Genomic DNA, 12,492 nt, shown 5'->3' on the forward strand with positions numbered 1-12,492 from the left:
TATACTATAGATTAGAGTGCGCTCTTTATGGCTGCCATGAGCTCGTCGTAGGTCTCGAAAGCAGGGATCTGTGGGTAGTCAGCCTTGATCTGGTCTGTGCTCTTAAAGAGGAAGCCTGCCTTACTTGCCTGGATCATGCCAAGGTCATTGTGGCTGTCTCCTGAAGCTATTGTCTCAAAGCCGATGGACTGGAGTGCCTTTACTGTTGTTAATTTGCTCTGTTCGCAACGCATTTTGAAGCCTGTGATCTCGCCGTTTTCTGCTACTTCAAGTGTATTACAGAAGATTGTAGGATATCCCAGCTTCTTCATAAGCGGTGCTGCGAACTGTGTAAATGTATCACTTATAATGATGGTCTGTGTTATTGAACGAAGTTCATCAAGAAATTCCTTTGCACCCGGCATAGGATCTATAGTTGCGATGGTATCCTGGATCTCCTTAAGTCCAAGTCCATGCTCCTTGAGGATTGCTATTCTATACTTCATGAGCTTATCGTAGTCCGGCTCGTCTCTTGTGGTCTTCATAAGCTCCGGTATTCCTGTTGCCTTTGAAAATGCTATCCAAATCTCAGGAACGAGAACTCCCTCTAAATCTAAACATACAATATTCATTGCCATCTTTGTTTCCTCCATTTGTTGTTAATATTTATGTGTTTTATTACGTCTCTGCACACTTATCTTGATTATAGCAGACTTGCAGGTTTCACTCAATGCTTGTTTTTCATTAATGCATAAGGGATGTATAATGGACGCGGGCATTATAATCATGTATCTGGAGACACGCATTCGCTATGGTCTCTGGGATACATATTATAATGCCCGCTGTTTTCCGGTATAAATTTATGTTTAAGATGTATTATTTTCATCCTCCGGGTCTGCCTGTTTCAATGATATTGAAAGGCTGGTTTCTGCGTATTTTCTGGCATTTGAGAATATATTGTTAATCTTCCGAGTATTGCTAATTTTTTGTGCGGCACCAGTTATAACAAAATGCCTGGGTTCTTGCTGCGAATTTCTCTGTCTTTAAGAGTTCCCTGACCTGCCCCCTTGTATACCAGCCGGCTTCGATCTCTTCCAGTGTGGATGTGCTTGGCTTGAAGGTTCCGCGGGCTTTTCCCACCACGCACACATTTGTCTCATTTGAAAATCCCACCGCACTGTAACTGGTATTTATGAAGTCATTTATCTCGTAAAGCTCAAGGCCGGTCTCCTCCCTCAGCTCTCTTACTGCACTCTGCTCCGGAGTCTCGCCGGGATCGATAAGCCCAGCCGGGAAATTATAGACCCACTCCCCAACCGCAAGGCGGAACTCCCTGTCTATGAGGATCTTCTCATTCTTTTCATCGGTGGCAATTATGACCACGGCGTCGGCCTTCCTGCCATGAACGCCTTCAAAATCTGTGATATTCTTGTTCCTGCTTATTATTTCATATATTTTCTGTTGTCCGTCAACTGTTTCATATTCCAGATCGTATCTGGCAATGAATTTGCCCTCGTCGATCTTTTTTACGCCTTTAAACTCCACGTTTATGTTCCTTTCTGTTTTTGATTATTGGCAAAAAACTTTTTGGTATATAGTCAATAAACACTCCAACGACCTACATCTAGGATATCTTAAATCAGGATTTTTTTCTACCATTTATTTTGCATAACATTTTTGTATATGACATATTTTGTTGTTTACGGACGCTATGCCGCCGCGGCCTTCCCCTTAGCCTTTTGTTTTTGGTATATTTTAATTATCTCTCAAATCTTTATGTTTAGTTTAATATTATGTATCAATATACTGCTTTTACTATGTCCTGATTCATGATAAAATAGTAGTGTAATTGCAGTCAAACTATATAAAGTTTGTGTCAGCCTTTGATTTCATCAACAGGCTGACGTTCTAAAGATGCAGGAGGGAAAAATGTTTCAGATCAACAATTTATTTAACAACAAGAATATTCAGTGTGTATCCCAGATGGGACAGTTCTTTGTATGTGAACACCAGAAGGATCTTTCTGTTTCACCATACAACGCAGAGACGGCTTATTTCTCGTCGGAAATGAATGTAAAGAGACGACAGGTATTAGTCCAGCTCAACAATACCGGATGTTTTATTCAGGCAGGTGCCATGCAGTGGATGCTTGGCAATGTAAATATGAAGACCAATGTCACTGCAGGTAATTTCCTTGGCAAGGCAGCCAGTGCCATGGTAACAAAGGAAACCATTGCGAAGCCTGAATATACAGGTCAGGGTTACCTTATGTTAGAGCCTACATACAAGCATATCATTCTTCTTGATGTTTCAAAATGGGGACAGATTGTCCTTGACGATGGCTTGTTCCTGGCATGTGACAGTACACTCCAGTACAAAACCGTATCAAGAAAAAATCTTTCATCTGCTGTTCTCGGCGGCGAAGGTCTCTTTAACTTAAGCCTTATAGGCAATGGTATTGCAGCCCTTGAAAGCCCGGTTCCACAGCAGGAGCTTATCCAGTTTAACCTTCAGGATGATGAGGTTAAGATTGATGGAAATATGGCGATCGCCTGGTCAGCAAGCCTTAACTTCACTGTTGAAAAATCCACCAAGAGTCTCATTGGATCTGCTATTTCCAAGGAAGGCTTCGTAAATGTATATCGCGGAACAGGTACCATTCTCATGGCACCTACAGCATAAACGGGAGGGATAGATAATGGTACAGCAGAACTTATTAAGCACTGAAAATGCAGTAGTAAAATCCCAGCTTGGCGGTATGCAGGTAATTGAATATGCAAAGGATATGTCAGTAAATCCCCTCACATCAAAAACCGAATACTTCATGGCGAAAATGAACGTAAACCGCCGCCAGCTTCTTCTTAATCTTAACGGAAACAGCTACACCATACAGGCAGGTGCCATGCAGTGGATAAGCGGCAAGGTTCAGACGACATCAGATGTTAAGGGCATGGGCAATTTCATAGGAAAGATGGTTTCATCAGCAGTCACAAAGGAAAGTGCCGTAAAGCCTGTGTATTCAGGTTATGGTCAGGTTATGCTTGAACCAACCTACAGACATTTGCTCCTGACAAATGTTGCTGACTGGGGCGGTCAGATCGTTCTTGATGACGGTCTGTTTCTTGCCTGCGACAGCCAGCTTGAACAGAAGGTTGTATCAAGGACAAATATTTCATCTGCAGTCCTTGGCGGCGAAGGTCTCTTCAACCTGGGTCTCCGTGGCAACGGAGTATGTGCCCTTGAAAGTATTGTTCCTCTTGAGGAACTGATCCAGATAGATCTTCAGGATGATGTCCTCAAGATCGATGGAAATATGGCGATATGCTGGTCAGGAAGTCTTAATTTCTCTGTGGAGAAATCCACCAAGAGCCTCATTGGATCAGCCATCTCCAAAGAGGGCTTTGTAAATGTATACCGCGGAACAGGCCGTGTATGGATGGCACCGGTTCTTATGAGCGGCGGATCAGCCGGCGTAAGCTCAGAAGCCAATGCAAACGAAACTGCCTCAGGAGGTCAGACCGGAACCGCAGCAGGAAAGAGCAATGTCATGGGCAAGGCGGAAACCGTAGGAAAGATACTTGATCTTTTCTCATGATCACCACGGAATAAAATGAATTTTAAACCCGGAGAAAAGATAATTTCATTTCTCCGGGCTTTTTATGCAGCTCCTTAATCATTTAATACCTGCTGTCGATATGCAATATTATATAGTTTTATTCTGTCGGGCAGGTTATGTGGAACATGGTTTCGCAGGCTCTGTGGATAAGTTCTGCCTGTTCGGTATCAGCCAGTCTGTAGAATACTTCTTTTCCTTCCCTGCGACTGTCCACAAGACCACTCTGCTTAAGAAGCTTCAGATGATGTGACACAGCGGGATTGCTCATGTCCATCATCTCTGCTATGTCCCCTACGCTCACTTCTCTGTGGCACAGCAGCCATAATATCCTCAACCTGCTGCCATCGCTTATAAGCTTAAATACCTCTGCCACGGCGGCACAGTCATCAACAGACGGCATAGCCTTCTTCACTGCTTCACTGTCGTTACCATGGGCCAATATATGTGTATATGTCATACGCACCTCTCTTTTATTGTTTCAGATCTTAATATGGCACCAAACCTTCTATCCGGTGTTTCAATTCTTATTCTGTCACTCAGACTTCTATTGTCGTTTCAAGTTCTGTTCCTAACTTTAATCTCTCATCATCTGTCGTTTTTATCACTCTTTAAACTTCAGTGCCCTTGTGGCGTTAAGTACTGCAAGGATCATAACTCCTACATCTGAAAATATTGCCCACCACATGTTTAAGAAACCTATAGCTCCAAATCCGAGACACGCGAACTTGACAACCAGGGCAAATACTATATTCTGATGAACGATCCTTAAGGTCTTTCTTGATATCTTCATGGCCGTTGCGATCTTAGCCGGGTCATCATCCATAAGGACAACATCTGCTGCCTCTATGGCTGCGTCTGATCCGAGACCACCCATGGCAATTCCTATATCTGCTCTTGAAAGAACCGGAGCGTCATTTATTCCATCACCTACGAAGGCAAGCTTTTCCTTCTCACCCTTCTCGGAAATAAGCTTTTCAACCTCGGCAACCTTATCTGCCGGAAGAAGCTCACTCTTTACAATATCTATGCCAAGTTCATCAGCAACGGAATCTGCAACCTTCTTAGCGTCACCTGTAAGCATTACCACATGCTCAACACCATTTGCCTTAAGCTCGGAAACCATCTTGGCTGCTGTAGGCTTAACAATATCTGATATGAGGATGTAACCTGCATATACACCATCAACCGCAACATGAACCTCAGTTCCTGTCTTATCAGGGGTGAAATAGCTTACTCCAAGCTTCTTCATAAGCTTGATATTACCGCAGGCAACCTCTTTTCCCGATACACGGGCGATAATGCCGTGACCGGCAACCTCTTCAATGCCTGACTCAGGAACATCTGCAGGGTCAATATCCCCGCCATAGGCTTCCTTAAGGTTCTTGCTTATAGGGTGGTTAGAATAGTTCTCGGCACACGCTGCAAGCTTTAAAAGCTCTGCCTCAGTATACTTCTCGGCAGGCTTGATCTCTGTTACCTGGAACACGCCCTTTGTAAGAGTACCTGTCTTGTCGCATACAAGATACTTGGTCTGGGAAAGGATCTCAAGGTAGTTGGAACCCTTCACAAGGATACCCTTTGCCGAAGCCCCGCCGATACCTCCGAAGAAGCTTAACGGAATTGATATTACAAGGGCACACGGACAGCTTATTACAAGAGTTGTGAGGGCTCTTATAACCCATTTGCTCCATGCCGCAGGATTTCCTATGATGATATTTATAACCGGTGGAAGTACCGCCAGTGCAAGGGCACCAATACATACTGCCGGTGTGTAATACTTTGCAAATCTAGTGATGAAGTTCTCTGAATGGGACTTCTTCATGCTGGAGTTCTCCACCAGCTCAAGGATCTTGGACACTGTTGAATCTCCAAATGGCTTTGTGGTCTTTATCTTAAGTACGCCTGACATGTTGACGCAGCCGCTGATAACCTCGTCTCCCGCCTTCGCCTCTCTAGGAAGGCTCTCACCTGTAAGTGCACTGGTGTTAAGTGTTGAGGTTCCTTCTATGACCTCACCGTCGATAGGCACCTTCTCACCGGGCTTAACAACAATCACTGTTCCAATCTCAACATCATCAGGATCAACCTGGACCAGTTCGTCGCCCTCATAGATATTTGCATAGTCAGGTCTGATATCCATAAGCTCTGATATATTTCTACGGCTCTTGCCAACGGCGTAGCTCTGGAACAGCTCACCGATCTGGTAGAACAGCATAACCGCTGTACCTTCCACATACTCTCCAAGAGCAATGGCACCAACTGTTGCTATCGCCATAAGGAAGTTCTCATCGAACACTTCTCCATGGAATATACCAAGCACCGCTTTCTTTAATATATCATATCCAATGATGAAATACGGAACAAGGTAGCATACCAGCTCTATATATTTATTCACATCTGCAAATTGGAATGTGATTCTTAAGCCCACAACAAGGATTGCAGATATTATTACTCTTATTAAAACCTTTTTTTGTTTTCTGGTCATAATATTTACTCCTTTCCATTTAACAGAAAAAACAGCCTTGTCCTGATAGTAATACAGGCTCACATGATGGTGAGCCTGCAGGGTAGGGGTATTTCTGTTAAGTCCTGTATTACAGGTAAATCTCGCAGTCAGGCTCCACCTTTCTGCAAGCCTTAAGTACATCCTTCATAACCTTGGCTTCATCAACGCCATCTTCAAATTCAACGCTCATCTTCTGTGCCATGAATGCTACTGTTGCGTCCTTTACACCGCTTACCTTCTTTGTGGCCTCTTCCATCTTTGCTGCACAGTTTGCGCAATCAACTTCGATCTTGTACTTTTTCATATTGTTTCGCTCCTTTTAATTTATACTTTTATTGTATTATATCTATATAGATAATATGGCTTAAATATTTTGTTCGCCTCAATCTATGAACATTTAAACATATATTTAATTGTATGTCAACATATATTTCGTATAAATCTGAAAATTTATTTAACCCGGGCTATAAATTGCACAGACTCAGCCTGCCGGGTCTGTGCAACAAATGCGATCATGAAAGCATGTCACACTTGACTCGTTGCATAATAAAAATGCAGCATATACATTTCTGCATATGCTGCACCCGGATCAGATGTAAAGGGAGTAGGAATCCTTTCTGATCCAAAAAGGAGTACAAAATGAAAAAAAAATTATAATTGCCTGTATTTATAGTCTAAAGTTTAAAGAAAGCATATATCCGCTTTTTCTTATCTGTATTTTTCTTTATAAATACCATAACGCCTTTCAATATATCCAATATCCTGGCAGACTCATCGAGCAGGCTCTCTGACATCATATCAATGCCATTGTCATAGCTAAGCTCTTCCACAGTTTCGGATATGGCCAGTGCATTGGACATACGATCAGGGCTTATGTCTTCCACTCTCTCACCTCTTCTGGTGAGCATTAGTTTTGACTGCTTCAGATGAGTATCAGCATCATCAAATCCAACACGGGCAAGCCGCATGTAATCACACATATAGCTGTAATATGCAATAACATCATCACCCACAAAATCTGTGTGATAACTTAGCATCCGCTTTATCTTCCTTGACATGAGCTTTATTACAAATATGAGTACCGCAACAGCTACAATTCCCACAAGAATCATAACTACCCATCTGACATTCTCCATGGAAAATATTGCTGAGGTGTCTACAGCTCCATAATTCTGGGTATCGTCCTCTCCGTCTCCAAAGAAATATTGACCGAATCTTGTCCAGAAATCATCCTGTTCTTCCTCTTCACCGGCAGGAGGAGTTGTCTCCGCCACCTGCCATTTTCCGTCAATAAAGACCTCTACCCAGGCATGTGCAGACTCATCTGTAACATCTACCACCATTACATCTGTTCTGCCAAGCAGGTTCTCTCCGGTAAAATAATCATCATATTCTTTCCGGTTACCATTGACCTTGTCTCCATGATACTCATTAAAAAGCTTCCCGTCAAGAACTCCGTTATAATCTACCGCATATCCTTCACAATATCTCGCAGGAATACCATAATAGCGGAATATAAGGGTTGCAGCCGATGCAAAATGTGCACACAATCCCTTCTTTGTCTTTGTAAGGAAATAGTTCACGTAATCCTCTCCGGAAGGGGTTGCCCCCGGATGTATTGTATACGGAAAGTTCTCTTCAAAATATGCAGTAACCTGTTGTACTATCTCTTCGTCGCTTCCTCCAAATCCTGCTTCTCTGCAGAATTCTGCAATAACTTCCCTGTTCTCCTCAGGAACCTCAAGATATGATTCCTTTATCTGTCCATTGTTGTCAGCCTCATAGCTGTAATCCGGATAGTAAATATATGTCTGTGTCTGTCCTCTCTGAATACCGGTCTTGTTCTTGTATCCGCTTTCCATATCACTGTCCCAAAGAGTGTAATATGGCATGTAGTAATAGTTAGGATTTGCAGATATATTCACGACATCCATCTTACCATGAGCTGCGTCATCTGTTTTGTCAAGCACCGGAGTTCCATTTTTATCTATTGTTCTACCGGACTCTATGGATTTGGCTTCGCCGGCTGCCTCATCAGGTTCGGCGACTTTATTTTCATCCTTTGTATTGTTATCTGTCACGCGAGGCAGTGGATACATACCGCCCTCATCCTTTTCCCAGTGATCCACACTGTATCTGTCTCCTACAAATGCTTTAAGATAAATAGTATCTGTACTGTATGGGGTAAATATCAGTTCAAGATCTGTCTCGCCATCCGTTATGACTGAGGAAACTCCGCCAAGCTGTCCTTCGGCAATACCACCGGTATTAGGTCTGTTTCTTAATGCCTCAAAGCCATACATTATGAGGTTTCCGAGAGGCTCCTCTATTTTTTCCTTTACCGTGCTGTTCTTAAATCTGTATGTGAAATTATCAGGGGGATAAGCTACGTTCACAACGCCAAGCACCAGCAATATTATCCCAAGGAGTACACCGGTTATCTGGGCGGCTATCTTTCCTGATTGTGTGTATCCTATTGTTTTAAGTCTGCCCTTCTTTTCAATGGTGTCAAACTGTCTGTCATCAAAGACCAGCTTATAATGCCTGCTGCCTTTTAAAACGATCACGCCGAATATTCCTGCACATAAAAGTATCACATACAAAACATCCGGCTCAAGTCTGAAGAAAAGAGGAAGTATAAACACCGGCACACCCATTAATACCGCCGCCGCAATACTCATATAAGTTGACAGGAATATATTCAATACTATTATCTCTATGCTGCTTACGAATATGGCCGCAATGGGCACCGTCACTGCCCTGTTACCCATGGATTCAGAGAACACCTTAACATCATCAACCATAAAGTAATCTGTGATCTTATTCAGGAATTCGTTTACCATGGCATAAAATCCACTATTTGCATAGGACTTCAACAGGAATATGGCAAGAATAAATACTATGAAATAGGAAACGTAGCCTATATCCCTAAGCCAGATTTTTCCTGTCCTGAACAAATTGCTGAAATATGCCGCAATTACAGCATCTGCCAAAAAAAGCACCAGCATATGATAATTAAGTCCCACACATGACAGAATGCCGCCTACACTTCCAAACACTATCAGAACTTCGAGTATCCCTCTGACCAACACCTCCTGATATCCTGCCATCCTGGTCATCTGTACAGCTTCCGAAAGAGTTATACCCTGGCATACATTGATTTTTTGTTGTTCGTCTTTCTTTTTCTTAAATATTGCCATTTTTCTTCCGTTTCTACTCACATATACAGCCCTCAACCGTATCTTTATAAGTAAATACTGTTACACCATTTCCTGCGTCCCGTCTTCCAATGACCATAAACCTTGAGCCTTCGTTCATAAGTCTCTTCATAATAGTGGTTCCAAGCTTTGCATCAGCATAATAACGCTCGTAAAATATATTCTCCATGGTCTCTTCAAGATCTGCCATACCATCTATAACAGTTCTCTTCATATCCTGGTCACCAACACTCCACCAGTATATACTAAACGGAACATTCTGCCTGATCATGTAATCAGCCATTCCATACATTGCACACAAAATATCGTTTAATATCATGTCAACATCATTTGTAAGCTCCACAAGTACCATCAGTTCGTCGGAAGAAAGATTCACTCTTTCTTTTACCATGATATTGTTTTCTTTGGCTGACAGCTTCCAGTGTATATTCTGGAGCTTATCCCCCGGAATATACTCTCTTATGTCAGACACCTCAGCAAAATCGTTCCCCTTTTTACGGCTTTCCTCCGCTTCTGTCATTCCTGCACTTATAGCCGTATTGTCGGGCATAACCTGAAGTGCCGTATCCGGAAGTATTGTATATTCCTTGCTGACACCAACCTTTTTTTTAAGTCTTACAAATCCAAACCAGTCCATTATGACCATATCCGGTATGGAGACTTTTATTATGCCTATATATTCACTTGATAACCGGTATTCAACTTCATTTACGCCTTTTATAAAAGCAGGAATATTAAGAACATGGGTTCCTGCGGACATAAAAAAATCATTCTCAACATCCACATTCATAAATACGTTTAAAACCGGAATAAAGCTTTTATTGGTAACCCTTACCCGAAGAAGAAAGGGTTCATTAATGTTTAATTTCTCATTTGTCCCTTCTATGGCAATGTCTATATTTCTTATTGCTACTGCCGCCGATATTATAGATACTGCCGGAAGCACCAACAGCAATATCAGTATCACCATATTGAAATATGAGTGAAGGAAGAGCAGCATAAGCAGGTTCATAATGAAAATAATAATATATTTAATTATGTTTCTGATTTTTATCATCGTTCTTCCTCCGGCACACTAAACTATATAAGCACCGGTGAACCGGACCACTAAAACAGCTGTCCCTCTAAAGTTCTTTAGAACATTTCTATGTTCTTGGTACTTTTATGTTCTTCTTTATCTCTGTGAGTGCTTCAGGCACTCCAAAGCCATTTGCCCTTGCTTTGGTTGAAAGCTTAACCCTATGTCCCAAAACGTCGTCAAGGATAAATGCAATATCTCCCGGCGTAACATATCTTCTGCCCTCAATAACAGCCACAGCCCTGGACAGTCTGAGTATTGCATTGGCTCCTCTTGGACTTGCACCCAGGCTGAAATACTCGCTGCTTCTTGTGGCTTCGACGATATCCACAATATATTCTATTATGGAGTCGTGTACCGGAAGGCAGTTTGCCTTATCCTGAAGCTCAAGCAGTTCCTCTCTGGATATAACCTGACCAACGCTGCTTATGGGATTGAACTCCTGTCCTTTAAGGATTGCTATCGCTGCCTCGTGGGAAGGATAGCCCATAGTAAGCCGAATCATGAATCTGTCCAGCTGGGATTCAGGAAGCATCTGGGTTCCTGCAGAGCCTATCGGGTTTTCTGTTGCTATTACTGTAAATGGTTTCGGAAGATCTCTGGTCACTGCATCCACCGTAACGTGCTTCTCTTCCATCATCTCAAGCAATGCCGCCTGGGTCTTTGGTGATGTTCTGTTTATCTCATCTGCCAGAAACAGGTTACAAAAGGCTGATCCTTCACGATACTCAAAATCGCCGGTTTTGGCATTGTACATTGAGAATCCCATTATGTCACTTGGCAGTACGTCAGGTGTAAACTGTACACGGTTATAATCCATGGACATGGCCTTTGCAAATGCCGTTGCCATGGTGGTCTTTCCCACTCCCGGAATATCCTCAAGAAGAATATGTCCCCCGGCAATGATGGTTGCCAACACTTTTTTTATTATCTCATCTTTTCCTTTTATTACTTTTCCTACTTCAGCGATTATGGTATCTGCTGCAGACGTCATGTGATTCCTCCTCATAGCATCAGGTTATATTTCTTGCAATCAACATTTGTAGCTTTACAGATAACATCACTTTTGAAAAGCATACCATACCTTTACCCATATTGTATACTAAAAATGATGTAATCCAAGAGGTAACTTAAATACATAATTCGTCGTTTTTCGACAAAATTACATTGTTTTCCTCTTTTATCAAATCAATATTTTCTATTTTTCAGATTTCTTTCTGTTTTTACAAGAATTTTCATTCAGTTTTTTCAAATGTATTCTCATCTTTTCTTAATTTCTTCATAAGATCGAGCCTGATCTGCTTTTTATATTTTCTTCTTGATGTAATATTACAAAAGGCACCCCATTTGTTATACATAAAGAAGCCGTACACCAGAGACAAATTGGCTGTTCCCAGCTTATCCTTGGTGGTCATGCAGTATCTGTGTCCGCCCACCTTAGGTTTGTTTCCGTTCTTTATAAATGCAATGAAATCCTTCTCTGTTTTGATACAGGACGGAAGCAGGGTATATCCCATGCCTATGCAATCCATGTTGTGGGCGTCACTGCCTCCCACAACCGGCAGGTCATGCTCATGTGCAATCAGTCTTGCAATATAATTGTCCTGTTCATCCTCACAGGCATTATAACCTTCCAGGAAATCCAGAAATTTTATATACCATTTATACAATGTGACAAAGCTCTTTCTGGTGGACAGAAAACTCAGGAACTTCTCTCCGCAAGGATGAGCCGGTCCCAGTACACCACCGCAGCCATGTACGAGTCTTATGAGGTTAAACAGCGAAAGTCCTCTGTGCTCCAACAGCTTGAACATTGATTCCGGTGCATCCTCCGGAAGCACCACAAGAAAATGTCCATATTCAAAGGTGTCATATTCTATACCTCTAAGCACCACGAAATCTTTTATCTTATCCGGATCGTCACGATATGCCCTGTATCCGCCATAGCTGTCATGGTCCGTTATGAGCATGCCACCGAATCCCTTCTTTTTTAATTCTGCTGCAAATTCTTTAACCTTTACTGCGCTGTCTACGGAACCCTCTGATGTATGGCAGTGCATATCAAATTTCACGTATTCCATTTTGTCCTCCTTGA

Annotated in this window: 11 protein-coding genes; 2 read left to right on the forward strand and 9 right to left on the reverse strand. The window is 42.3% G+C overall.

Features of this window, described 5'->3' with window-relative positions; translation table 11 throughout:
• Nucleotides 1-11 precede the first annotated feature (11 nt).
• Nucleotides 12-611 carry a bifunctional phosphoserine phosphatase/homoserine phosphotransferase ThrH gene (gene thrH / locus DXB54_RS10310; protein WP_118695207.1) on the reverse strand — a complete coding sequence of 200 codons (600 nt, stop codon included), beginning with the start codon at nucleotides 609-611 and terminating at the stop codon, nucleotides 12-14.
• Nucleotides 612-957: 346 nt separating this feature from the next.
• Nucleotides 958-1,524, reverse strand: coding sequence for an NUDIX hydrolase (locus tag DXB54_RS10315; protein WP_021938656.1), 567 nt, complete (start codon nucleotides 1,522-1,524; stop codon nucleotides 958-960).
• Between the two features lie 384 nt (nucleotides 1,525-1,908).
• Here DXB54_RS10315 and DXB54_RS10320 point away from each other — a divergent pair, with 384 nt between their 5' ends.
• Both DXB54_RS10320 and DXB54_RS10325 read left to right on the forward strand, forming a co-directional pair.
• Entirely contained in the window at nucleotides 1,909-2,661 is a 753-nt protein-coding gene (locus DXB54_RS10320; protein WP_118695141.1) for an AIM24 family protein, read from the forward strand.
• A gap of 16 nt (nucleotides 2,662-2,677) precedes the next feature.
• A complete protein-coding gene (locus DXB54_RS10325) occupies nucleotides 2,678-3,574 on the forward strand; it encodes an AIM24 family protein (protein WP_118695142.1) in 897 nt (298 codons plus the stop codon).
• A 118-nt stretch (nucleotides 3,575-3,692) separates the two neighbouring features.
• On the opposite strand, the gene DXB54_RS10330 is transcribed toward DXB54_RS10325, so the two are convergent.
• The 7 genes from DXB54_RS10330 to DXB54_RS10360 form a co-directional block, all read right to left on the reverse strand.
• Nucleotides 3,693-4,052, reverse strand: a complete 360-nt coding sequence (locus DXB54_RS10330; protein ID WP_021938659.1) for an ArsR/SmtB family transcription factor — start codon at nucleotides 4,050-4,052, stop codon at nucleotides 3,693-3,695.
• 144 nt (nucleotides 4,053-4,196) lie between these two features.
• A complete protein-coding gene (locus DXB54_RS10335; RefSeq protein ID WP_118695143.1) occupies nucleotides 4,197-6,080 on the reverse strand; it encodes a heavy metal translocating P-type ATPase in 1,884 nt (627 codons plus the stop codon).
• 109 nt (nucleotides 6,081-6,189) lie between these two features.
• The gene (locus DXB54_RS10340; RefSeq protein WP_021938661.1) at nucleotides 6,190-6,405 is read right to left on the reverse strand and encodes a cation transporter; all 216 of its coding nucleotides are present in this window, start codon (nucleotides 6,403-6,405) and stop codon (nucleotides 6,190-6,192) included.
• Nucleotides 6,406-6,775: 370 nt separating this feature from the next.
• A complete protein-coding gene (locus DXB54_RS10345) occupies nucleotides 6,776-9,301 on the reverse strand; it encodes a transglutaminase-like domain-containing protein (RefSeq protein ID WP_021938662.1) in 2,526 nt (841 codons plus the stop codon).
• A 13-nt stretch (nucleotides 9,302-9,314) separates the two neighbouring features.
• Nucleotides 9,315-10,376: a DUF58 domain-containing protein gene (locus DXB54_RS10350; protein WP_021938663.1), complete on the reverse strand. Its 1,062-nt coding sequence runs from the start codon at nucleotides 10,374-10,376 to the stop codon at nucleotides 9,315-9,317.
• 88 nt (nucleotides 10,377-10,464) lie between these two features.
• Entirely contained in the window at nucleotides 10,465-11,391 is a 927-nt protein-coding gene (locus DXB54_RS10355) for an AAA family ATPase (RefSeq protein WP_021938664.1), read from the reverse strand.
• 241 nt (nucleotides 11,392-11,632) lie between these two features.
• On the reverse strand, nucleotides 11,633-12,478 hold the full coding sequence (locus DXB54_RS10360) for a PHP-associated domain-containing protein (protein ID WP_021938665.1): 846 nt from the start codon (nucleotides 12,476-12,478) through the stop codon (nucleotides 11,633-11,635).
• Nucleotides 12,479-12,492: the final 14 nt, after the last annotated feature.

Source organism: Coprococcus sp. OM04-5BH (assembly GCF_003482105.1).
Taxonomy (GTDB): Bacteria; Bacillota; Clostridia; order Lachnospirales; family Lachnospiraceae; genus Coprococcus.